Raw genomic sequence first — 22493 nt, 5'->3', positions numbered from 1 at the left:
CTCAGCCCCCACCCGCCCCGGACGGCGCGGCGGTCCCGGTCGGGGCGGCGGTCCCGGTCGGGGCCGCACTGCCCGAGGGCGCCCCCGACGGGGCGGCCGTTCCGGGCGCCGCGGGCACGCCGCCGGCCGCGCCGCGCGGCGCCAGCACCACCTGGATCCGCCCGCTCGCGACCCACGAGGCCAGCCGGGGGGCATCGGCCGCCGCCACCGCCACGTCCACCACCTGGCTGCCGTCGGTGTCCACCCGGCCGACCGTGATGACGAGTGCGGACAGCGATTCCGCCCGGCCGTTGTCGGGCGTGTAGACGACGACGATCGACACGCCGGGCTGCAACCGGGTCGCCGGCAGCTGGGTGCGCTTGGCCGACACGCCCACCACCAGCTGGCCCGGCTGGACGGCCAGGCTCGCGGCGACGTCCGCGTTCAGCAGCAGGGCGCCGCGCCGGAGGTCGGTGGTGGCCCGCTTCCCGATGGCGCCCTCGCGGTCCTTGGCCGACAGCGGCCTCAGTGCCGGGTCGGTCGCGATCCGGGCCACCACCAGGTCGGCGTCGGTCAGCACCTGTCCGAACGGCACGTCACGGGCCAGCGCCAGGACGGCGACCCGCTGGCCGGTGCTGTTGTAGAGCACCGCGCCGCCCAGCCCGCCGGCGGCTATCAGGGCCACCGCCATCGCCAGCACGGCCGGCCGCCGGCGTCGTGCCCGCAGGTTCCGCCCGGGGGCGTGCGGCGCCCCGCGCCCCTGCTCCGGCACCGCCACGGACACCGCCGCGGCCCCGGCCGTGCCGGACCCAGGCGTCGCAAATGTACGGTTCTCCACCGGGTTCCGGCCTCTCCCACGTCGTTCGGACACGTTCTGCGTTCACTGGTGCTGCGTTCACTGGTGTGCGTTCACGGTGCTGCGTTCACTCGTGCTGCGTCCACGGGTGCGCGGCGGGGGTGTTCCCGCCGCACGCCCGTCAGTTGAGGACCTGCACCTCGCCCACCTTGAGCTCCAGCGGAGCGAAGGTGAGCGGGACCCTGATCGGGGCGACCGTCTGGGTGCTGCCGGTGACGGTCACCACGCCCACCCAGTTGGCCTTGACGCTCCCCACGAAGGTGCCGCCGGGCTTGCCGGCCGAGCCGGTCTTGAAGTCGTGGCCGCAGGTGGGCGACTTGGCGGCGCCGTACTTCGCCTCGTAGGGCGTGCCGGCCGCGGCGCCCTCCTTGCCGCAGGTCTCCGGCCGGCCGTCCCCGAGGTCCCACACCACCGACTCCAGGCGCGGGGTGACGGTGATCGTGATGCCGCCGCCGCTCACCGACTTCGGGGCCGGCGCCTTGGCGTTCTCCAGCCAGAGCCAGACCGGCACCCCGACCACGGCGGTGCCCTTGGGCGCGACGCCCGGCTCGGGGAACGGCAGGTGGATGCTGTCCATGATCTTGTGGGCCTCCGCCACCGGGTTGAGCGGCGGCGGCCCGGCGGGAGCCTGGGCGAAGAACTTCGGCGCGGCCGTGCCGATGCTGCCGTCGGTGAAGCGGCAGGTCTCGTCGTAGACCGTGCCCTCCGAGGGCTGGTGGCCGCCCCAGGCCGCGGCGCCGGGCTCGGGCTGCGGGGTGGCCTCGCGGTAGTAGCAGCCGGTCGAGCTGCTGAACCAGCCCAGCTCCGGGTCGTGGCAGGGCCACTGCTGCCCGTTCCAACCGCACAGCTGCGGACCGCCGGAGCTCCCGCCGCTGCCCGTCCCGCCGCCACCGCCCGGGGAGGGCGTACCGCCGGGCGTGGTGTGCTCCTCGCAGATGACGTTGACCGCGCAGTGCGTGACGTCCCCGCCGATCGGTGGTTCGTCCGCCATCGCAGGCGCCGCCGGGGATAACAGCAATCCCGCGACCAACAGCACGCGGATCGCGAATCGCCGTACCGGATTCAGCATGTTCGGTCCACCTCCCGCTTGAACTCGTAGATCAGCCAACGCGCTTGGAACTGTCGCAGGGAAACGGTCGCGATGTACCGGGTGAGCCGCCGCGGTGGATCCTTTACGGCGCGGGTGGTGGCATCGGCCTGGTGCCAGTCGGTCACATCGAGGCAGTCCTCGATGACGGCGGTCTGCGGGTCCGCCTTCAGATCGACGGTCTTCACCACGGGTGAATTCCGCGGGCTGCCGATCATCACCAGTTTGGCGTCGTGGAGCTGACGGAGATTGACGAGGGAGTCGCCGAGCGCCTTCCCGGAGGAGTAGGCCTCCAGCGGGGAGCCGTCCGCGTCCGGCCGGCCGAACTCCGTCACCTGGGTCTGCCACCAGTCCTGATAGGTGCTCAGCGCCAGGCGGCCGACGGCGCCCTCGGGTCCGTCGGTCGGCGCGATCCCGACGTTTGCGGAACCACTCGAAGGAGTTACCGGGTTCACTCCCGCAACACTGGGCGCAGCCGTCCCGAGACGATCGACGGAACCGCCGCCACCACCGCTCGCACAAGCACTCAGAAGCATCGCCAAAACCAGCCCAGCGACCCCAACCGCCCCAGGGCGCAATACATTTCCGCGCCGCCGCATCGCCCCACCTCGTCGCGACCGACCCCGTCCGTGGTCTGTGGTCGCCAGAAGAATTCCGCTGCCCCGCCGGTGTTGCTGCGAGAGCATCGATTCTTCGCCAACCCGCCCCTTCACGGCAACACCCCGGGCCACCTGACCTTACGCGGAAGGCGGATCCGTCGGGGCACTTTCGCGCCACAGGACGGCCAACAGTTCTTCGGAAAGCGACAATCCGGCCAATGCGCCCCGAACCGCGGCCCGATTGCGCATCAACAGGCGCCCGCCCTGCGGCGGTACGAGCAGGCGCGCGCCCGGCGCACCGGCCGGATCACCACCGTCGAGCAGGCCGGCGACGGCCGGCTGGAGGTCGAGCGGGGCGACGGCGGCCGGCGCTCCGGGCAGTCCCTGGCCGAGCACGGTGGTCAGGGCCCGGCTGAACGACCCCTCGCCGCCCGGCAGTACGGCGTCCCGCCCGCGTCTGCCGGGGGTGTAGCGGCCGATCCGGCCCCAGAGCGGGACGCGCGGGTAGCTGAGCAGCTCGCCGGCGCCGTCCTCACCGCCGCCGCGTTCGAGCGCCGCCCAGGTGTCGCGGTCCACGACGGCGTCGACCAGCAACAGCGCCTCCTCCTGGTCCCCGTGGACCATCGCGCTGACCACCCAGTCCCAGGCGAGCCCGCGCCGGTACGCGTTGTCGGCGGTGCTACCGCCGGTGACCAGGGCCAGCCGACGGCCGCGCGGGTCCGCCACCAGCTGGCCGACCAGGCAGACCAGCAGCCACCGGCCCGGCCGACCGGCCGCCTCCCGCACCGCCGTGAGCATGGTGTTGGCGTCCGCGCCCGGCTCCACCACGGCGACCCGGCAGCCGCCCGAGCCGGCGTCGAAGCACATCCCGGGCAGGACGTCGGCGAGCAGCCGGGCGCCGTCCGCCGCGTGCGCCGAACCGCCGAAGCCGCGGTCCGGCCCGCCGTCCGCCCCGATCACCACAAGGTCGACCCCACTGACCACCCGCACCGCCCCCTCCTTGCCGGCCCCGGCTTCCCCGGAACCGCCCGCCGCGCCTGCGTACCGCCGCGCCCCTGCCCTGCTGTGCCCTGCCATGTCCTGCTGTGCCCTGCTGTCTGTGCCCTGCCGTGACCCGCCACGACCTGCCGTGACCCGCCGGCCCGGTCCCCCGGCCGTTCCGGCGCCGGGGCCGCGCGGCGCCGGGGCCCGCCCGTGCCGGCGGCACGTTCCACCGCGCCGCCCGACAAGCTACCGCCCCGGGCCCCCGCCGACGGGGCTCCCGGCCCGGCCGCTCCGGGACCATGGGCCCTATCGGCCGCACACCGGCGGGGGCACGATCGGAGCCATGGACCGTGACGACCGGGTGGAGACCCTGTGCGAGGCCGAGTGCCTGCGGCTGCTCAGCACCGTGCCCGTCGGACGCGTGGTGTACACCGAGCACGCCCTGCCCGCCGTCCTGCCGGTCTCGTTCGACGTCGCGGCGGACGGGCGGCTGCTGCTGGCGGTGCGCCGGAACAGCACCACCGCGCGCGGCCTGGACGGCACCGTCGTCGCCTTCCAGGCCGACCACCTGGACCCGGTCACCCGGACCGGCTGGAGCGTCCTGGTGCACGGCCGGGCGGACGTGGTGCGCGAGCCGGAGCTGGTCCGCCGGGCGCTGCGCACCGGACTGCGCCCCTGGGTCGGCGATCCGGACCCGATGTTCGTCGCGCTGGTGCCCGAGCTGGTCGGCGGCCGCCGGCTGCTGCCCACCGGCCGTACCGTGCAGCGCTCCTGACCCGTACCGTGCGGCACTCCCGGCCCGTACCGTGCGGCGTTCCCGGCCCGTACCTGCGGCGTTCCCGGCCCGTCGCGGACGGCGGACCGCCCGCCGGGCGGGCCACCCCCTGACAGGTGACCGGCCAGTAGGCATACTCTCCCCGAGTTCCCACCCCCGCCTGCCACCAGGAGCGCACCGTGACGACCTTCGCCTCCCTCGCCGACCTGACCGCCGCCGTCGGCACCGAGCTGGGCACCAGCCGGTGGCACACCGTCGAGCAGGAGCGGATCGACCTGTTCGCCCAGGCCACCGGTGACCACCAGTGGATCCATGTGGACCCGGAGCGGGCGAAGGAGAGCCGGTTCGGCTCGACGATCGCCCACGGCTACCTCACGCTGTCGATGATCCCGGTGCTGGCCAAGGAGTGTTACAGCGTCGAGGGCGTCCGGATGGCGCTGAACTACGGCTCGGAGAAGGTGCGGTTCCCCGCCCCGGTGCCGGTCGGCACGGCGCTGCGGGCCACCGCCGAGCTGGTGTCCGCGACCGAGGTGCCCGGCGGCGTCCAGGCGGTGGTCCGGTTCACCATCACCAGCGCGGAGAGCGAGAAGCCGCACTGCGTCGCGGAGACGATCACCCGCTTCTACGCCTGAGCCCGGCTACGCCCGAGCCCGGCGGGACGCACCGGAGCGCGGCACGGCGGGCCGGCTCCGGGCGCACCCGCGCGTACCGCTCACCGGCCGGCCGCGCCCGCCGTTCACCGGGCCCGGTCGACCCGGTGTACGCCGAACGGCACGCGCGGGGCCGTCCACCAGGTCCGGACGGCCCACGACGAGTAACCTCCGACGAGATGGTTGTCGTACCGCATCGGTCTCGCCGCCGTGGGTACGCGCCCCGGCATGCCCGGTAGCCGTAGCCGTCCTTGGAGGTGCCGTGCCCCGCCCCGTCCCGTGGTTCTCCCGCGTCGCCGGTCTGGCCTCGCAGTTCTCCGCTCCCCCCACCACCGGAACGGCCCCGGGCCTGGCCAAACTGCCCCGCGCGGCCTGGCACCGGGTCCGGACGGACGCCTTCGGCGCCGAGCCCCGGGGCGAGCGGCTGGCCCGGATCCACCGCTCGCCGCAGTTCGCGGACGGCGCCTTCCGCAACCCGCTGCCGACCCGCCGACTGGTCTACGAGCGCACCCCGCTGGAGATCACCCGCGCCCAGCTCGCCGCCGACAAGACCCGCCGGATGCCCACCGCCGCCGTGCCGCTGCACCGGCTGCTCCCGGTCGACCTGGCCCGGCCCGCCGCCTCCGGGCTGCGGCTGACCTGGCTCGGCCACGCCACCGTGCTGGCCGAGATCGGCGGCCGCCGGGTGCTCTTCGACCCGGTCTGGGGCGAGCGCTGCTCACCGTTCGGCTGGACCGGCCCCAAGCGGCTGCACCCGGTGCCGCTGCCGCTCGCCGAACTCGGCCCGGTGGACGTCGTGGTGGTCTCGCACGACCACTACGACCACCTGGAGATGGCCGCCGTCCGCGCGCTGACCGCCACCGGCGCGGTCTTCGCCGTCCCGCTCGGGGTCGGCGCGCACCTGGAGCACTGGGGCGTGCCCGCCGACCGGATCGTGGAGCTGGACTGGTGGGAGTCGGCCGAGGTCGCGGGGCTGACCCTGACCGCCACCCCGGCCCGGCACTACTGCAGCCGCGGCCCGCGCACCAGCTCGCTGTTCCTCTGGGCGTCCTGGGTGGTGTCCGGCGGCGGGCACCGGGTCTTCCACAGCGGCGACACCGGCTACTTCCCCGGCTTCGCCGAGATCGGCCGCCGGCTCGGCCCCTTCGACGCGACGATGATGCAGGTCGGCGCGTACAGCGACTTCTGGCCCGAGGTGCACATGACGCCCGAGGAGGGCGTCCGGGCCCATCTCGACCTCGGCGGCGAGCTGCTGCTGCCGATCCACTGGTGCACCTTCAACCTGGCGCCGCACCCGTGGGAGGAGCCCGCCGAGCGGGTGGTCGCCGCGGCCCAGGCGCTCGGCGCCCGGCTGGCGGTGCCCCGGCCCGGCAAACCCTTCGAACCGGTGGACCCGCCCGCCCTGCGGCTCTGGTGGCGCGCCGTCGCGGCGCTGCCCCAGGGCGACCGGGAGCTGCTCGTCCCGGACGGCCTGGCCTCGGCGGCCGGCGGCCCGGACCCGGCCTCGGACTCGGCCTCGGCGACGAGCGGCCCGGTCCGGCCCAAGGACGCCGCGGAGGACGACGGCGTCACCGTCTGAGCGGGCACCCGCCGCGCACCGGTGACGCCGCGAAGGCCGGTGACGCCGCAACGACCGGTGGGCGGCGGGCCCGACGGCGACGTCAGCCCGCCGCCCCCCGCTTCGCCCGGCGGCGGATCATCCGCCAGGCGCCCTGCTGCACCAGCAGCGTCAGCACCCCCGCCAGCACGATCCCCAGCAGGTTCAGCAGCAGCTGCACGCTGGACCCCCGGAACTGGTCCAGGTCGCCGTAACCGAGCGCCACGGCCGCGTTGGCGGCCGCCGGCACGGTGGTCACCGAGATCGCCACACCGACCAGCATCCCGGCCTTGGAGGAGGTCAGCGAGAGCAGGCCGGCCACGCCCGCGAGGAACGCGACCACGAAGGAGGTCGCGTCCGGCTGCCAGATGAACGAGGTGTTCGGCCGCACGCCGTCGAACCTCGCCCGGCTGAACAGCCCGGACCCGTCCATCAGCAGCGAGAAGAGGACGGTCAGCGCCATCGCGACGGCGAATCCGGCCACCAGGGCGGTCAGCGACCGCAGGGCGGGGCGGGCCCGGCGCTGGACCAGCGCGACGCAGAGCCCGGCCAGCGGCCCGAACTCCGGCCCGACGGCCATCGCGCCGACCACCAGCACCGCGCTGTCCAGCACCGCGCCGCAGGCCGCCAGCATCGTCGCGACGGTGAGGAAGGCGAGGTAGACGGCGGTGAGGGTGGACTCCTCGTGGGTGATCTCGGAGACCGCCTCCCAGACCAGCGCGTCGGCCCCCTCGCCCGGCGCGAGCCGCTCGGCCTCGTCGGCGGCGGCCGAGAGGGTCAGCGCGACCTCCTCGGCGCTGATCGCCCCGCGTTCCGACAGCCCGGTCTGCCGCAGCGTCGCCAGTACCTCGTCCGCCGCCTCGCGGGCCACGTCGCAGAGCACCACGTCCCCGGCGGGCCGGACGGCGGCGTCCGGCAGCACGACCACATGGGTCACGCCGACGGACTCGTCCAGGCCGCCGAGGACGGCGTCACGCAGGTCGTTGGGGACGATCAGGCGCAGATGCAGCACGGGTGCTCCGGGCGGGGGTTCGGCGGCGACGGGGACGGGCTCACCCTAGGTCCTGCCGCCCCGCACGCCCCGGACCGGGCCGCCTCACCCCGCACGCCCCGGGCCGCCTCACCCCCGCACGCCCCGGACCGGGCCGCCTCACCCCGCCAGGACGTCGCGCAGGGCTCGCGCCTCCTTCACCAGCCGGCTCGCGCCCGCCCCGGCCGCCGCCCGCGTCACCTCGGCGACCGGGCCCCGGGCCGAGCAGCGGCGGGCGCAGTCCCCGGCCACGGCGACCAGATCGGCGGTGCCGCGGACCGGCGCGCCCGACAGCACGGCCGGCAGCGCGGGCGCCAGGACCGACCAGACCGTGCCGTACGCGCCGGTGTCGGCGGCAGCGGCCAGCGCCTGGGCGAGCCGGCTCGGCTTCACCGTGCCCTCGGTGACCAGCGCGCCCAGCTCGCGGCCGAGCAGCGCGCCGTCGAGGTCACCGCGCGCGGCGAGGACGAGCAGGGCGTCCACCGCGGCCGTGCGGTCCTCGGGGAAGCGGGCGCCCAGCCCGTACGCCAGCGCCAGGTGCAGCGCCAGCCCGGCCGGGCCGCCGGCCTCGGCGAGGACGGGCAGCAGCCCCGCCGCACCGCGCCGTTCGCGGTCCGCGGAGTCGGCGAACCAGTCGAGCCAGCGGGCGGCCAGCTCCTCCCGGTGGTGCGGCAGGACCGCGGCCCAGTGCGCGGTCGGCTGCCAGAGCCACTCGTTCTGCTGCCGGGCCCGCGCCACGCTGGGCTCGGTGCCCTCCAGCAGTGCCAGGAAGTCGGCGCCCAGCCGTTCGCCCGCCGGGCCCTGCGGGCCGGCGCCGACGCCGGGTTGGGAGACGCAGATCCGCTTCACGTCCTCCCACCAGCGTTCCTGGTAGACGGCGCGGCTCCCGACGCCCCGGCCGGGCGCGAAGCGCACCCGCTCGGAGCGCTGGCCGAACAGGCCGCCCTCGCGCAGCCAGCGGGCCGTCCAGCGCCCGGCCGGCGAGGTCAGCCGGTCGGCGGCGGCCAGCACGGCCTCGTCGGTGGTCACCGTGACCCGCAGCAGGGCCGCGTGCAGATCGGCCTCCCCCGGCTCGACGCCCGCCGCCCGGTACCCGGCCAGCCGCTCGACCAGGGTGGCCGCCGCCAGCGCGCCGGTGGCGTCGGTGGGGGTGGCGAGCAGCAGCGGCGGCCGGTCGGCCGTGACCCGCTCGGCCGCCTCGGTCAGCCGGGCGGCGAACACGTTGCCGTACCGCGTGTTGTGCTCGCCGCGCAGCGGGGAGCGGCCCTTGGACCGGAAGACGCCGCCCCGCTGGTGCGGGTCGACCTGGCCGGCGATCGCGGCGGCCACGTACAGGACGTCCCCCGGACCGCAGTCGCGCCACCGGCCGACGCCGTTCCACGGGTGCACCCGCAGCACCGGCGCCAGCGCCTCGGCGAGTGCCGCCCGGTCGAGACGGGCGTGCCGGACGAGGCCGTCCAGGGTGCGCTCGAAGACCGCGACCTCGGGCCGTGCGGCGGCCAGCAGCGCGGACAGCTCCTCGACGACCTCGGCCGGCGTCGCGATCGGCTCCCCCAGCGGCCTCGGCGCCGGGGCGGGCGGGAGCAGCTCGCTCCACCCGGTGTCCGGATCGTCGCCGCCGACCGGCGCCCCCAACAGCTCGCCCGCGCGGGCGTGGTGGGCCGGGTTCAGCGCCTCGGCGGCGTACCGCAGCTCGGGCAGGACGGCCGGGCCGGCTCCCGCGAGGTGACGGGCCACCACGGCGAGGGCCCGCTCCTGGAGGGCGGTGTCGGGGTGGCCGAAGGCCTCGGCGGCGGCCAGCACCACCGGGCCGGCGCGCTCGGGCGAGCGCCGCGCCGCCTTGTCCAGCCAGCCGAGCTGGGCCCGCACCAGCTTCTTCTCGGTCCGGAACAGCACCACCGCCGAGGCCTCCGCCAGCACCTCGGGTTCGACCAGGGCGGCGGCGTCCAGCTCGGCGAGCACCTGCTGGGCGTGGCCCGCGGCCACCGAGAGCCCGTCCAGCAGCGCGACCAGGCCGCGGACCTGCTTCGCGTACTCGTCCGGGGTGGGCGCGAGCGCCACCAGGACGGCGAGGAACGCCCGCTGGTCGCCCGGCCTGCCGCCGCGGACCAGCCGGGCCAGGCAGCGGTCGATCAGCTCGGCGCGGTCCAGCCGGCCCTCGGCCGCCAGCGCGGCGACGGCGGCGGGCCAGGAGTCCCCGGGCCGCTCGGTGCGCCGCTGCTCGAACCGCCCGCCGATGTCGGCGAGCTCGAACACCCGGGGCAGCAGCACCGGGGTGAAGGCGTCCTCCCGCAGGCAGTCCAGCAGCGTCCTGACCCAGCCCCGGCGGCCGTCGCCCGCCGAGACCCGGTCCAGCCACTCGGTGGTGAAGGCCTCCGAGGCCGGCACCGGGCAGCCCGTCCGCCGGACCACCCGCTCGATCAGCGGGTAGACGTCCCAGCTCCAGCCCGAGCCGCGGCGGGCCGCCAGCCGGGTGACCACCTCGATCTGCCACTCGACCGGCTGCGCCTCGACGACCTGGTCGAGCGCGGGGTGCCGGGCCCAGGAGCGGGCGGCGAAGTCCCGCCCGCCGATCCAGGCGGCGGCGCCGGCCGGCCCGGCGTGGCAGCCGGCCCCGGCCACCAGCAGCGCCCCGGACCGGGCGTTCGCCTCCTTCGACCACTCGCCCCGGGCCTGCTTGCGCAGCTCCTTGAGCTCCGGCAGGCAGGCCCGCCGCTCGGCCGGGCCGAGCGCCGCGACCAGCGTCGGCACCTGCGGTGTCCGCCCCTCGCGCACCGCCCGCAACAGCTCCTCGACGCCGCTCACGCGCTCGCCTCCGCTCCGGCCAGGGCCCGCTCCCGGACGACGGCGACCGCCAGCGCGTGCTTGCACGGCCCTCGCCCGCCCCGGTACTTGGCCCACCAGAGGCAGGTGCAGCTGACCCGGCCCGCCGCGTCGGTGCGCACCCGCTGGAGGTGGTCGTCCACCGTGACCTCGGCGAGCGCTCCGCCCTCCGCCAGCCGGACCGCGCCCGCCGCGACCAGCGCGTGCGCGGCCCGCAGTCGCGGGTTGCGCGCCTCGGCCCGGCCGGCGTCGTACGGCAGCTGGCGGTGGAAGTACGCGGTCTCGGCGGTGTCGTAGCCGATCTGCCCGGCGGTGCCGAGCCTGGTGAGCGCGGCCCGGACCCGGGCCGGGGTGAGCCCGGACTGCTCGGCCAGCTCGGCGACGTCGATCCGCGGCTCCCAGGCCAGCAGCACCGCGACCAGCTCGGCGTCCTGCTCGGCGGCGCCGGTGGCCAGCGCGCCGAGGACCCCGCCCTCGCCGGAGAAGCCCCGCGAGGCGTCGGGCGACAGCGTGAGCGTCAGGCGCATCCCGGGCAGCACCACCTCCCAGGCCGAGGCCGCCGGGGCATCGCCCGCCACCGGGCCGTACACCCGCAGGGCCAGCGCGTGCCGCAGCACCCGCTGGAGCGCCGCCAGCCGCTCCGGGCCGGGCAGGCAGACCGCGCCGGGGACGGGGCGGGTGGTCGGGCGCAGCGTCCGCCCGGCCGGCACGACCCAGCCGGCGGCGGCCCGGGCCCGGCCGCTGCCGCCGCGCGGCAGCGAGCGCAGGAAGCGGACCGCCTCGGCGGCGGGCAGTTCGGCGCGCAGGTCGAAGGCCGCGGCCGTCACCTGGGTCTCGGCGAAGCCGCGCACCCAGCGCTCGGGCAGCGGGACCTTCTTCTCGACGACCGGCCCGTCGAAGGTGGTGACCTCCAGGGCGTCCGGCCCGACGGCGAGGTGCAGCGGCTCGGCCGGACCGATCCGGGTGAGCGCCTCCCGCAGCGGGTTGTTGACGTCGACATTGGTGGTGCCGTGGCCGATGTCGTCGCCGTCGAGCCCGTCCCGGAGCACGTCGAGCCGGGCGTAGACGCCGCAGCAGCCGGAGAAGGACTCGAAACGCAGCCGGTCCCCGTTGGCGGTGACCACCGGGTCGAGCGAGGCGCGCAGCTGCGGCTGGTAGTAGCGCGCGGCGGCGACGTCGGCGACCGCGAGCAGCGCGGCGGCGGCCGGGGCCGGGTCGGTCAGGAAGCCCGCGAAGAAGCGCGGGTTGGCGACCGCCCCGAGCGGCGTGGTGCCGCCGGAGGTCTCCAGGGCGAGGCGTGGGCCGTCGGCGCCGTCGAGAACGGCGGACGGGCGCAGATAGGCGTACGCGTGTGCGGCTTGCGTCATGCGGAGCACGCTAGGAGGGGCTACTGACAATCCGTCGGCCGCGTGGTCACCCGGAGCCACGACTGGAACAGGTTCTACCGGGCGGCTTCCCTCCCTGGGGTTACCCAGGTCACACCGCCGGACGGCGGCTTCTGCCACTATGTCCCCGTGACAGACCTGACCGAGAAGGAGAGACGGACCGTCGACACCGCCGGTTCGTTCGCCGAGCTGCTGCGGATCGAGCGGCTGGACGAGAACACGTTCCGGGGCCGCTGCCACGCCGGGGCACCGATGCGCGCCTTCGGCGGCCAGGTCGCCGCGCAGGCGTTGACGGCCGCCGGGCACACCATCGGCGACGACCGCGACGTGCACTCGCTGCACAGCTACTTCCTGCTCCCCGGCGACCCGGCCCGCCCGATCCGCTACGAGGTCGACCGGGTCCGCCAGGGGATGTCCTACGCCACCCGCCGGGTGACCGCCGTCCAGGGCGGCGAGGCGATCTTCACGCTCTCCGCCTCCTTCAAGCGGCCCGAGACCGCCGCCGACCGCCACCGGGAGATGCCGTCGCTGCCCGGCCCCGAGGAGCTGCCGGACGCGCTGGCGGGCTGGGACGCGGCGGCCCGCGCCGAGCTGGCCCGCACGGGCGGCTTCGGCTCGCTGGACCTGCGGTTCGTCCCGGCGGACGCCCCCGGGGTGCCGCCTGCCGTCCCGGGCATGCCGCAGCAGTTCGTCTGGCTGCGCACCACCTCCCCGCTGCCCGCCGGGGACCGGCTGCTGCACGTCTGCGCGCTCACCTACCTCTCGGACCTCACGCTGGCCTCGACGGCCGGGCTGCACGTCCAGCCGAACTTCTTCCAGCGCACCGAGCCGCCCCGGCTGATCATGGCCTCGCTGGACCACGCGATGTGGTTCCACCGCCCGTTCCGGGCCGACGAGTGGCTGCTGTTCGCCCAGCGCAGCCCCTCCTCCTCGGACGGCCGGGGCCTGTCGCTCGGCGAGTTCTACGACCGGGACGGCCGGCTGGTCGCCTCCGCCGTCCAGGAGGCCCTGATCCGCGACCGGCCGCCCCTGCCGCGCTGACCCGGGCCGGCCCCGCGCGCGTCCGCCCGGTGGACGGCGGGCGGTGGACGCCGGCCGGTGGACGGCGGGCGAACGCGGGGCGACCGGTCGGCGTCATACTCCTGAGCGGTCCCGAGCCGTATCATGGTGCGGGTGACCAAGGTTGACCTGTCACCACGACCGGTGGAGGCGATGTCTCCACGTCAGCTCGAACGCCGCGAGTCCCTGATCGCGGCCGCGCTCGCCCTGGTGAACGAGATCGGTGTCGAGCGGCTGCAGATGAAGCAGGTCTGCGAGCGCTCCGGAGTCGCCCTCGGAACGGCGTACCGCTACTTCTCCTCCAAGGACCACCTGTTGGCCGCGGCCATCGCCGAGTGGCACCGGCTGCTGCTGGCCGACCTGGTGGCGGAGCTGCGCGGGCCCCGGGCCGGGCTGGGGGCCACCGACCGGGTGGTGCGCTTCGTGCGCGGAGGCATGCGGGCCTACCAGCGCCAGCCCGAACTGGCCCGGCTCCGGGTGGCCGTCGCCGCCTCCACCGACCCCTTCGCCAGCGAGGCGCTGCAGGGCATGGCCCGGGCCGACAGCACCGCGCTCCAGGCGGTGATGGCCGAGGTGCCGGCCGCCGCGAGCGATCTGGTGCGGCACATCGTCGGCCACGCCTGGCAGGGCGAGCTGACCGCCTGGGTGACCGGCCGCACCACGCTCGGCGACGCCCGGCGGCGGCTGGAGGACGTGGTGCGGCTGGTGCTGACCCCGTACGAGACGCCGTACCCGGCCCCGCACGAAGTCCGGCCCACCGTCTGAGGCACGTCGGGCCCGCCGTCCCCGGGTGGACCACCACCGCGTCGAACGGACCGCCCGCGCGGTCGGAAAGGCCGCCGTCGGGCCGTGCGGTGCCGCGCGGTCGGTCGGTCGCGCGCGCCCGCGGCCCGGACGGGCCGGCACTCCCTCGCTTGACCTTCACACCGGTGTGAACTCCTACCGTGCTGGACACCGAGACAGCCACGGCCGAACAGGAGCCCCCGCCATGACGGAACAGCCCACCACCACCCCGCCCCCGCTGGCCAGGACCGTCCGCGGCTCCGGGCCCGGCCTCCTGCTGGCCCACGGCGCCGGCGGCAGCGCCCGGGACAACTGGGGACCGCTGCTGGACGACCTCGCCGCCCACCGCACCGTCGTCGCACCCGACTTCCCCGGCTCCGGCGACACCCCGTACGAGCCGGCCGGACCTTCGCTCGACGAGCTGGCGGACCGTCTGGTCGCGACCGCCGTCGAGGAGGGCCTGGAGAGCTTCGACCTGGCCGGCTACTCGCTCGGCGCCGCCGTCGCCGTCCGCGCCGCCACCCGGCACCCGGCGCGGGTGCGCTCGCTGCTGCTGCTCGCGGGTGTGGCCGGCGGCGACCACCGGCTCCGCCTCACCGCCGAGCTGGTCGTCGGGCTGGCCGACCACCCGGAGCTGCTGGCGCGCTTCTCACTCGCGGCCGTCTTCGGCCGGAGCTGGGTCAACGCGCTCACCGCCGAGCAGCTCGCGGGCCTGCACGCCGGTCTGCTCGCCCCCGTCCCGGCGGCCTTCCGGCAGCAGTTCGGCCTGGCCGGCCGGGTGGACGTGCGCGGCGACCTGGCCGGGGTCGCCGTGCCGACGCTGGTGGTCAGCACCACCGAGGACATGCTGGTCCCGCCCGACCAGCACCGCACCCTGGCCGAGGGCATCCCGGGCGCCCGACTGGTCGAACTCGCCGGCGGCCACCTCCCGATGGTCGAGCGGCTGCCCGAACTGCGCAAGCTGGTGCTGGACTTCGTGGCCGGCCAACAGCGGTAGCAGCGGCAGGAGCGGGTGGCCGGAGCAGCGGACCCGGCGGCCGGCCGGGAACAGCCCGGCCCGGGCGGGCGTTCGTCCGGTCATGCGCATCGGAGAACTCGCCCGCCTGACCGGGGTGTCCACCCGCCTGCTGCGGTACTACGAGGAGCAGGGGCTGCTCGCACCGGACCGGTCGGCCGCCGGCTACCGCGAGTACGGCGAGGACGCCCAGATCCGGGTGCGGCAGATCCGCAGCCTGCTGGCGGCGGGCCTGGCCACCCGGGTGATCGCCGAGATCCTGCCGTGCGCCAGCGGCCCCGTCCCGGCGCTGGAGGCCTGCCCGGACCTGCTGGCCACCCTGCGCGGCGAGCTCGCCGATCTCGACGCCCGCATCGCCGAGCTGACCCGCAGCCGGCAGGCCCTGGCCGGCTACCTGGACACGACCCGTCCGGTCACCCGCGCGTACGCCGCCGCCTGACGGCCCACCACCCTCCCGGCCGCACCGACCGGCCGCACCGACCGGCCCCTCGCACCGACCGACCGCACCGACCGGCCACCGGGCCGGCGGTCCCGGCTGCTCGGCCCTCCTCGGCGTGCCCTCCACCGGCTCCGCCCAAGGACTGGACATAGTACGACATGTATCAACTTTTCGATCATGCCGCCGACCGTCCGGTACGCCAGGAGAAGGACCTTCATGAGCAGTCAGCCACCAGGCCCCGACGAACCCGCCGCGACCCTCCCCGTCGACCGGACGGTGTTCGGCGTCAGTGCCGTCCTGGTGCTGGGGGTGGTCGCCTGGGGCGTCTTCGCCGCGGACTCGCTCGGCGACACGTCCGGCACCGCGCTCAGCTGGGTCCTGCACAACTTCGGCTGGCTGTTCGTGGTCGCCGCCGACGTCTTCCTCGTGCTCACCGTCCTGCTGGCGTTCAGCCGCTTCGGCCGGATCCGGCTCGGCCGCGACGACGACGAGCCCGAGTTCTCCACCCTCGCCTGGGTGGCGATGATGTTCAGCGCCGGCATGGGCATCGGCCTGATGTTCTACGGCGTCGGCGAGCCGCTCCAGCTGTACGCCGCCCCGCAGCCCGGCTCCGGCCTGGAGCCGCAGAGCCCGGCCGCCGCCCAGCAGGCGCTGGAGTTCTCGCTCTTCCACTGGACCCTGCACCCCTGGGCGATCTACGCGGTCGGCGGCCTGGCGCTCGCCTACACGACCTTCCGCAAAGGCCGGGGCAACCGGATCTCCGCCGCCTTCGTCCCGCTGATCGGGCAGCGCGGCGCGGACGGCTGGCCCGGCCGGGCGATCGACCTGCTCGCGGTGTTCGCCACCGTCTTCGGCTCGGCGACCAGTCTGGGCCTGGGCGCCCTCCAGGTGGCGGACGGCCTCGGCTTCATCTCCTCCGTCGAGAACACCGAGCGCACCCAGCTGGTCATCATCGGCTCGCTGACCGCCGCCTTCGTCCTCTCCGCCTTCTCCGGCGTGCACAAGGGCGTCAAGTGGCTCTCCACCTCGAACGTCGTGCTGGCCTCGCTGATCATGGCCTTCGTCTTCGTGTTCGGCCCGTCCGTCTTCGTGCTGGACGCCATCCCGTCCACCGTCGGCGGCTACCTCTCCGACCTGCTCGACATGTCGACCCAGACCGGCGCCTTCACCGACGAGGGCTGGCTCGGCACCTGGACGATCTTCTACTGGGCCTGGTGGCTCTCCTGGGCGCCGTTCGTCGGCACCTTCATCGCCCGGATCTCGCGCGGCCGGACCATCCGGCAGTTCCTGACCGGTGTGCTGCTGGTGCCCAGCGGGGCGACGGTGGTCTGGTTCTGCGTGATGGGCGGGACGGCGATCCGGCTGAACTCCACCGGCGAGGCCGACCTGGTGGCCACCATCCCGCAGGGGGCCGAGGCGTCGCTGTTCGAGATGCTGCGCGCGCTCCCGCTCGGCTCGGTGACCAGCGTGATCGCGGTCCTGCTGGTGATGACCTTCTTCATCACCAGCGCCGACTCCGCCTCGCTCGTCCTCGGCTCGCTCTCCAGCCGCGGCTCGCTGCACCCGCGCACCTGGCTGGTGGTGGTCTGGGGCGTGCTGATGGGCGGCGTGGCCGCCGCGCTGCTGCTCGCCGGCGGGCTCACCGCGCTGCAGAACGCCACCATCCTGGTCGCGCTGCCGTTCGTCGTGGTGATGCTGCTGCTCTGCCTCGCCCTGGTGAAGGAGCTGCGCGAGGACCCGGCGGCCGGGCCTTCCCGCTTCCACGCCGCACACGGCCTGCGGGACGCCGTCCGGGTCGCCGTCGGCGAGGCGATGGCCTCCGCCGGGCGGGGCCCGCGACCGCCGTCCGAGTGAACCGGCCCCGGCGGACCGGCCCCGCCGCAGGGCCCCGCCGGCCCGGCCGCCCCACCCCCGCCCCGGGGTGGGGCCCGGCGCCCACCGGCCCTGTCGGCACGAACCGACGCCCAGCCCCCATCCGGACTTCACCCGCGCGTAGCGCTCGTTCACGCCGCCCTGGAACGCTCTCTGACATGAACGCCAACCCTCCGGCGACCCTCCAGGACCCGCGCTTCCCGCTCCCCCAGCGCCACCGCCGCTTCCTGGCCTGTGCCGCCGTTCTCGCCTCCGTCGCCCTCGGCACCCTGGGTGTGGGAGCCACCGTCGAGACCGTCCAGCACGGCCCCCTCACGGCGGCCACCGCCAGACGATGATGTGACCGGCGCCACATCGACTCGTGGTATGGTCACTGGTATGGCCATGACCAAGAAGTACACCGTGACTCTGCCCGAGAAGCTCGCGGAACAGATCCGCGCCAAGGTCGGGCCGGGCGAATTCAGCCGCTACGTCACGCAGGCCATAGAGCACCAGGCCGAGCGGGACCGACTGAACGAGCTGGTCGGCTGGTGGGAGTCCGAGTACGGCCCGGTTCCCGAGGAAGCACTGCGCGAGGCCGAAGCCGAGCGGCGTGACCACGAGGCCTGGTTCGCCGCCCGTGAGGCGCGCTCGCCGGAGCAGGAACGGCGGGCCGGTTGAGCGCCGACCTCGTCTATGTCCTCGACTCCGAGGGCCTGTCCCAAGGCGCCCTGGGTGCCACCCCCATGGGCGCGCGGCTCAAGGACGCGGCACGGAGCGGCATCCGAGTCGTCACCAGCGCGATGACCATGATCGAAGCGAAGCACGAGCGCATCAACAAGGCCGCCTGGAGCCGGACCCTCTCTCGCATCGTGGTCGAGCCGGTCACCCAGGAAGTCGCCGAGGAAGCACTCGTCCTCCTTCGGGACGCCGGGCTGCACGGCCACAAGTACGCGATCGACGCGGCGCTGGTGGCCGTCGCGCTTCGACAGCGGGGCAGGGTCGTCGTCTACACCTCGGACGTCGACGACATCGAACGCATCTCCGGCGGACGCCTCAGGGTCGCCCGGCTCTGACCCTCAGGCCCGCTGCTCCGCCCGGGGCCCGGCCGGCCCGGGGACGACCGCCGGGGCCTCCCGCCGGGAGTGCCGGCCCGTCCCGGGAGCCGGCAGCAGGTCGGGCGCGGGCGCGTAGCGGGCGGCGGGGGCGCGGAGCAGCCAGCCCGGCGGGCGGGTACCGCGGGGCGCACGGGTGATCAGGCCCATCCGGTGCAGCAGGTCGAGGGCGTCGCGGCGCAGCGCGGTGCGGTCGGCGAGGTAGTCGCGGCGCCAGCGGGCCGGGAGGCCGTACTCGTCCGCGATGTCCCCGAGGACGCCGTCTATCAGCGCGTCCGGGATCGGGACGTCCGCACCGGTGGCCTCGCCGGGCAGCGGGCGGACCTCCTCGACCAGGCGCTCGACCAGCAGCAGGGCGGCCTGGGCGAGGGTGCCGGTACCGGGCAGGGCGAGGTCGGTGAGCTCGTCGGCGGGGTCGAGCAGGGCGACGCCCTCCGCCCGCAGTTCGGCCTCCAGGCCGAGGAACTCGGCGAGCGCGGCCGGGCCGGTCCGGCGGTGGAGGTCGAGCCAGTCGCGCTGCTCCTGGGGCAGGTCGGCGGCGAGCACGGCCGGGGTCTCGGCGAGGCGGCGGCGGACGGCGGTCCCGGGATCGGCCTCGGTGGCGCGGCGGATCAGGTCGGCGGCGTCGGCGCCGAGGGCGGGCGGCCCGGCGGGAACGGCGCGGGCGAGCTCCCGGTCGACCGTCAGGACGACGCCCTCCTCCGCCTGGTCGGCGGGTATCTCGCCGAGCACCTGCCAGTCGGCCAGCGCGGCCAGCGCCATGGCGAGGTCGGCGGGCGCGGCGGCCGGGCCGGGGGCGGTGTCCCGCATCGCCGCCAGCAGGCGGCCGAGCGGGAGCTGCTCGGGGGCGTCCACCAGCAGGGCCAGTGCGAGGGCGAGCTGGGTGTACCCGCCGGGGGTGAACGGGGCCCCGGTGCCGGGGTGTTCGAGGCGGCGGGCGGCGCCGGGGCCCAGCCCGGCCTTGCACAGGCGGGCGTGCCAGGGGCCGACCACCAGGCGGTAGCCGAGCAGGGTGTCGAACTGGCCGGTCAGCCAGTCGCGGTGACGCCGGATCAGCGGGAAGCCGTCGGCGTGCGGCCCGGAGGCCGTGACCAGCGGGTGGGCGAGCAGCAGGCGGGCGGCGATCCGGCGCTCGGCGGCGGCGGAGCGGTCCTGCGGAGCGGCGGCCGAACGGGCCGGCTCGGGCTTGCGGTGCTTCCCGGGCAGGCCCGGCTTGGCACCTGAGAGGACGACGGGCGGCGCGCCCTCGCCCTGCCGGGCCCGGCGCTGGCGGCGCGCCGGCCGCGGCTCGCGCACCCGTAGTGCGGCGGGGGCGTGCGCGGTGGGGCCGTGCCACCAGCTGACGGCGGCGGCGGCCGCCGCGCCCTCCGGGCCGGTGACCGGCTCGGCGGGGACGCCGAAGTGGCGGGCCGGGTAGAGGCCGAAGGAGGCCACGCAGAGGTCGTCGGCGGTGGCGGGATCGGCCTCGGCGAACCAGTGGGCGAGCCGGAGCAGCCCCGGGTCGGGCGAGAGCGCGGCGGCGGGTGCGGACTCCTGCGGAGCGTCAGGACCGGCTTCGCGTACGGCGACGACGGCGACGGTGGTGCCCTGCCCCGCCCCGCCCGTGCGCCCGTCCGCCGTGCCGCCGGCCACCCGCGTGGTGCCGGCCGCGTACTCCTGCTGCTCCATGTCGTGGACCAGACTAGACGGTGGGCGCGGCCGCCGGTGGCAGCAACCGGACCTCACCGCGAATTGGCCGGAGGACTGCCGGCCGGGCGGGGCCCGGCACCGGTCGACGGCCGCCCGCCCGGTCGGCGCACCCCGGGCTACGCGCGGGTAACAAGCCCTTTCCCCCGACGGGCCCGGTCGCCTAGGGTGCGGACGAACGCCCCCACCCCCCGGAGGACACCGCCGCATGAGCATCCGTACGACCACCCGCGCCGTTCTCGGCGGGCGCCTGCGCGCCGCCACCGGGCTGCTCACCGGCTTCGCCGCCACCTCGGCCGCCCATCTGGGCGCGATCCTCACCGACACCCCCGCCCTGCGGCACGCCACCAAGCCGGCCCTGATGCCGCTGCTGGCCGCGCACAGCGTCACGGCGGCCGCCGCGGCCTCGCAGGAGGCGCCGAAGCTGCTGGCGCCCGCGCTGCTGCTCAGCGGCGCCGGGGACGTCCTGCTCCAGCTCGGCGACGACACCGCGTTCCTGGCCGGCATGGGCTCCTTCGCGGCCGCGCACGTCTGCTACGTGACGATGTTCGTCCGCCAGGGGGCGCTGACGGACCGGCGGCGGGCGCTGGTGGTCTCGGCGGCGTACGCGACGGCCTGGGCGGTGATGGTGGGCCGGCTCTGGCCGGACCTCGGGGACCTCCGGGCCCCGGTGGCCGGGTACAGCCTGCTGCTCGCCTCGACCGCCGTCACCTCGGCCGGGCTCGGGTGGCGGACCGGTCTGGGCGGGGCGCTCTTCCTGCTCTCCGACACCCTGATCGCCACCAAGCTGGCCAAGTGGCGCGAGCTGCCGGGGCATCAGTTCTGGATCATGTCGACGTACATCCTGGCCCAGTACCTGCTGGCCACCGGCCTCCTGAGCGCCGCGGAGACTCCCGAGGAGGACCGGGCGGCCCCGGCGCCCGGGAGGCCCGGGGGCTTCGCGACTCCGGCCGCGGCGCTCTGACACGTGCCGGTACCGCCGGACCCGGGGGTCCGGCGGTACCGGTGGTCGGACGCGGTGCGGCGCCTCGGGGCGCGGGGCCTTCAGGCGGACCCGGCGCCACCGCGCCGACGCAGCAGCCAGAAGCCGCCGATGCCGCCGACGACCAGCGCCGCGCCGCCCGCCAGCTCGGCGGGGTCGGCCGCGACCGAACCGCCCAGGCCGGTCTGCACCGCGCCGTGCGGGGCGACCTGCTGGCTGCCCGCGCCGGACTGGCCGAGCGAACCGGCCCACTCCCCGGCCGCCTTGCCCCACTCGCCGAGGCTCTGGCCGGGCGAGGAGGAGGCTCCGGAGGAGGACGCGGCGACGGTGGTCACCGTGACGCTGGTCGAGAAGGCGCCGCCGTCGGGGCAGGTGCCGTCGACCTTGCTGTCGCCGCCGGCCTTGCTCGCCAGCCGGGCGGAGCCGGTGTGCCGGCCGTCCGAGCCCAGGGTGAGGGTGGCCGGGCCGCCCTCGAAGGCCTGGGAACTCGCGGTGATGGTCTTGGCGTCGGGCTTGTCGGACTTCTCGCAGGAGACCGTGACCGTCACGGTCTGGCCCGGTGCGGCCTGGGACGGGCTGACCGTGGCGGCGCCGTCCTTGGCCAGCGCGAGGGGGGCCGTCAGGCCGGTCAGCACCGTCGCGCCGATCAGGGCGGCGGCGGCCGTACGCGTGGGGCGCATACCGGAACCTCCGGGATTCTCGGGCGCAGCCGGGGACTCCGAAGTCCACGTGATCGAACAACTACACCCAGTCATTCACCGACGGTAGGCACACACCCGGCGCCCGGCCACCGCTCTGGACCGTTCGGGCGAGACCCCGCTACGGGGCGTGACGCCGGGCTCGGCCACGGGCCCGCCGGGATCAGAGGTCCAGGTCGACCACGACCGGGGCGTGGTCCGACGTCCCCTTGCCCTTGCGGGCCTCGCGGTCCACGTAGCTGTCCGTGACGGCGTCGGCGAAGGGCTTGTTGGCGTAGGTGAGGTCGATCCGCATGCCCCGGTTCTTCGGGAAGGCCAGCTGGCGGTAGTCCCAGTAGGTGTAGGGGCGGTCGTACTTCAGCGGGCGGGGCACGACGTCCTGGAGGCCGGCCTCGCCGAGGGCGGCGAGGGCGGCGCGCTCGGCGGGGGTGACGTGCGTCAGGCCCTCGAAGGCCGCCACGTCGAAGACGTCCTCGTCGGTCGGGGCGATGTTGAAGTCCCCGAGGACGGCGAAGGGGCGCTCACCCGCGGCGTCCTCCAGCGAGGCGAGGCGCAGGGCCTCCAGCCACTCCAGCTTGTAGCGGTAGTGGGCGTGGTCCACCTCGCGGCCGTTGGGCACGTAGACCGACCAGACCCGGACCGGGCCGCAGGTCGCCGCGACGGCGCGCGGCTCGACATCGGGCAGCAGGGCGTCGTCGGCGAGGTAGCCGGGCTGGCCGGGGAGGTCGCGCACCACGTCCGCCAGGCCGATCCGGGAGACGATGGCCACGCCGTTCCACCGGCCGGTGCCGTGCGCGGCGGTCTCGTAGCCGAGCTCGCGGACCGGCTCGTGGGGGAAGGCGTCCGTGGAGCACTTGAGCTCCTGGAGGCAGAGCACGTCCGGCTTGGCGCTCTCCAGCCATTCCAGCAGCTTGGGCAGCCGCGCGGTGACGGAGTTGATGTTCCAGGTGGCGATGCGGACGGTCACGGAGGGCGGCCTTCCCGGTGGTACGGACGAGGGCGGGCGCCCGGCAGGACGCCCACCCCGAATCTACCGCCCGGCACCGACAGGCCCGGGGCCCCGCCGCGGCGGGGCCCCGGGCACGGGATCTCGGGGCGCG

Annotated in this window: 22 protein-coding genes; 12 read left to right on the top strand and 10 right to left on the bottom strand. The window is 75.9% G+C overall.

Features of this window, described 5'->3' with window-relative positions:
- Nucleotide 1: 1 nt before the first annotated feature.
- The 4 genes from ACWDRR_RS08580 to ACWDRR_RS08565 all read right to left on the bottom strand — a co-directional run bounded on the left by ACWDRR_RS08580 (nucleotide 2) and on the right by ACWDRR_RS08565 (nucleotide 3511).
- On the bottom strand, nucleotides 2-751 hold the full coding sequence (locus tag ACWDRR_RS08580; protein ID WP_449771414.1) for an SAF domain-containing protein: 750 nt from the start codon (nucleotides 749-751) through the stop codon (nucleotides 2-4).
- Between the two features lie 205 nt (nucleotides 752-956).
- Nucleotides 957-1826, bottom strand: a complete 870-nt coding sequence (locus ACWDRR_RS08575; protein WP_449771413.1) for a hypothetical protein — start codon at nucleotides 1824-1826, stop codon at nucleotides 957-959.
- Nucleotides 1827-1897: 71 nt separating this feature from the next.
- Complete coding sequence (locus ACWDRR_RS08570; protein WP_449771412.1) at nucleotides 1898-2458, bottom strand: hypothetical protein; 561 nt, start codon at nucleotides 2456-2458, stop codon at nucleotides 1898-1900.
- 201 nt (nucleotides 2459-2659) lie between these two features.
- Nucleotides 2660-3511 carry a hypothetical protein gene (locus tag ACWDRR_RS08565; protein WP_360630726.1) on the bottom strand — a complete coding sequence of 284 codons (852 nt, stop codon included), beginning with the start codon at nucleotides 3509-3511 and terminating at the stop codon, nucleotides 2660-2662.
- A gap of 337 nt (nucleotides 3512-3848) precedes the next feature.
- Here ACWDRR_RS08565 and ACWDRR_RS08560 point away from each other — a divergent pair, with 337 nt between their 5' ends.
- The 3 genes from ACWDRR_RS08560 (at nucleotide 3849) to ACWDRR_RS08550 (ending at nucleotide 6509) form a co-directional block, all read left to right on the top strand.
- Nucleotides 3849-4280 carry a pyridoxamine 5'-phosphate oxidase family protein gene (locus ACWDRR_RS08560; protein ID WP_449771411.1) on the top strand — a complete coding sequence of 144 codons (432 nt, stop codon included), beginning with the start codon at nucleotides 3849-3851 and terminating at the stop codon, nucleotides 4278-4280.
- 179 nt (nucleotides 4281-4459) lie between these two features.
- The gene (locus ACWDRR_RS08555) at nucleotides 4460-4912 is read left to right on the top strand and encodes a MaoC family dehydratase (RefSeq protein WP_329490640.1); all 453 of its coding nucleotides are present in this window, start codon (nucleotides 4460-4462) and stop codon (nucleotides 4910-4912) included.
- 367 nt (nucleotides 4913-5279) lie between these two features.
- Nucleotides 5280-6509: an MBL fold metallo-hydrolase gene (locus ACWDRR_RS08550; RefSeq protein WP_449771466.1), complete on the top strand. Its 1230-nt coding sequence runs from the start codon at nucleotides 5280-5282 to the stop codon at nucleotides 6507-6509.
- An 82-nt stretch (nucleotides 6510-6591) separates the two neighbouring features.
- Here the strand turns inward: ACWDRR_RS08550 and ACWDRR_RS08545 are convergent, their stop codons facing one another.
- The 3 genes from ACWDRR_RS08545 to ACWDRR_RS08535 all read right to left on the bottom strand — a co-directional run bounded on the left by ACWDRR_RS08545 (nucleotide 6592) and on the right by ACWDRR_RS08535 (nucleotide 11747).
- Complete coding sequence (locus ACWDRR_RS08545) at nucleotides 6592-7539, bottom strand: DUF389 domain-containing protein (protein ID WP_449771410.1); 948 nt, start codon at nucleotides 7537-7539, stop codon at nucleotides 6592-6594.
- A gap of 138 nt (nucleotides 7540-7677) precedes the next feature.
- Nucleotides 7678-10362 carry a DUF7824 domain-containing protein gene (locus ACWDRR_RS08540; RefSeq protein WP_449771409.1) on the bottom strand — a complete coding sequence of 895 codons (2685 nt, stop codon included), beginning with the start codon at nucleotides 10360-10362 and terminating at the stop codon, nucleotides 7678-7680.
- The gene (locus ACWDRR_RS08535; protein ID WP_449771408.1) at nucleotides 10359-11747 is read right to left on the bottom strand and encodes an SWIM zinc finger family protein; all 1389 of its coding nucleotides are present in this window, start codon (nucleotides 11745-11747) and stop codon (nucleotides 10359-10361) included. The genes ACWDRR_RS08540 and ACWDRR_RS08535 overlap by 4 nt, the downstream gene beginning before the upstream one ends.
- Nucleotides 11748-11894: 147 nt before the next feature.
- Between ACWDRR_RS08535 and ACWDRR_RS08530 the strand changes: the two genes are divergently transcribed.
- The 8 genes from ACWDRR_RS08530 (at nucleotide 11895) to ACWDRR_RS08495 (ending at nucleotide 17988) form a co-directional block, all read left to right on the top strand.
- Nucleotides 11895-12806 carry an acyl-CoA thioesterase gene (locus ACWDRR_RS08530; protein WP_449771407.1) on the top strand — a complete coding sequence of 304 codons (912 nt, stop codon included), beginning with the start codon at nucleotides 11895-11897 and terminating at the stop codon, nucleotides 12804-12806.
- Between the two features lie 132 nt (nucleotides 12807-12938).
- Complete coding sequence (locus ACWDRR_RS08525; RefSeq protein WP_449771406.1) at nucleotides 12939-13589, top strand: TetR/AcrR family transcriptional regulator; 651 nt, start codon at nucleotides 12939-12941, stop codon at nucleotides 13587-13589.
- A 223-nt stretch (nucleotides 13590-13812) separates the two neighbouring features.
- Nucleotides 13813-14604 (top strand): alpha/beta fold hydrolase, encoded by a 792-nt coding sequence (locus ACWDRR_RS08520; protein WP_449771405.1) that lies wholly within the window; start codon nucleotides 13813-13815, stop codon nucleotides 14602-14604.
- Between the two features lie 82 nt (nucleotides 14605-14686).
- Nucleotides 14687-15061, top strand: coding sequence for a MerR family transcriptional regulator (locus ACWDRR_RS08515; protein WP_449771404.1), 375 nt, complete (start codon nucleotides 14687-14689; stop codon nucleotides 15059-15061).
- A 216-nt stretch (nucleotides 15062-15277) separates the two neighbouring features.
- A complete protein-coding gene (locus tag ACWDRR_RS08510; RefSeq protein WP_449771403.1) occupies nucleotides 15278-16915 on the top strand; it encodes a BCCT family transporter in 1638 nt (545 codons plus the stop codon).
- A gap of 176 nt (nucleotides 16916-17091) precedes the next feature.
- On the top strand, nucleotides 17092-17271 hold the full coding sequence (locus ACWDRR_RS08505) for a hypothetical protein (protein WP_449771402.1): 180 nt from the start codon (nucleotides 17092-17094) through the stop codon (nucleotides 17269-17271).
- 40 nt (nucleotides 17272-17311) lie between these two features.
- On the top strand, nucleotides 17312-17593 hold the full coding sequence (locus ACWDRR_RS08500; RefSeq protein WP_449771401.1) for a hypothetical protein: 282 nt from the start codon (nucleotides 17312-17314) through the stop codon (nucleotides 17591-17593).
- Nucleotides 17590-17988, top strand: coding sequence for a type II toxin-antitoxin system VapC family toxin (locus tag ACWDRR_RS08495; protein WP_449771400.1), 399 nt, complete (start codon nucleotides 17590-17592; stop codon nucleotides 17986-17988). The genes ACWDRR_RS08500 and ACWDRR_RS08495 overlap by 4 nt, the downstream gene beginning before the upstream one ends.
- Before the next feature lie 3 nt (nucleotides 17989-17991).
- Here ACWDRR_RS08495 and ACWDRR_RS08490 read toward each other — a convergent pair whose 3' ends face one another.
- Nucleotides 17992-19695, bottom strand: coding sequence for a DUF2398 family protein (locus ACWDRR_RS08490; RefSeq protein ID WP_449771399.1), 1704 nt, complete (start codon nucleotides 19693-19695; stop codon nucleotides 17992-17994).
- A gap of 226 nt (nucleotides 19696-19921) precedes the next feature.
- On the opposite strand from ACWDRR_RS08490, the gene ACWDRR_RS08485 reads away from it, so the two are divergent.
- Nucleotides 19922-20677 (top strand): lysoplasmalogenase, encoded by a 756-nt coding sequence (locus ACWDRR_RS08485; protein ID WP_449771398.1) that lies wholly within the window; start codon nucleotides 19922-19924, stop codon nucleotides 20675-20677.
- Between the two features lie 80 nt (nucleotides 20678-20757).
- Here ACWDRR_RS08485 and ACWDRR_RS08480 read toward each other — a convergent pair whose 3' ends face one another.
- Together ACWDRR_RS08480 and ACWDRR_RS08475 are read right to left on the bottom strand one after the other, a co-directional pair.
- Nucleotides 20758-21375, bottom strand: a complete 618-nt coding sequence (locus tag ACWDRR_RS08480; RefSeq protein ID WP_449771397.1) for a hypothetical protein — start codon at nucleotides 21373-21375, stop codon at nucleotides 20758-20760.
- 181 nt (nucleotides 21376-21556) lie between these two features.
- On the bottom strand, nucleotides 21557-22360 hold the full coding sequence (locus tag ACWDRR_RS08475; RefSeq protein WP_449771396.1) for an exodeoxyribonuclease III: 804 nt from the start codon (nucleotides 22358-22360) through the stop codon (nucleotides 21557-21559).
- Between the last annotated feature and the right edge of the window lie 133 nt (nucleotides 22361-22493).

The organism is Kitasatospora sp. NPDC003701 (assembly GCF_053587085.1).
Note: the sequence above shows the minus strand (reverse complement) of the source record. Positions and strands in the feature narration are given on the sequence as shown.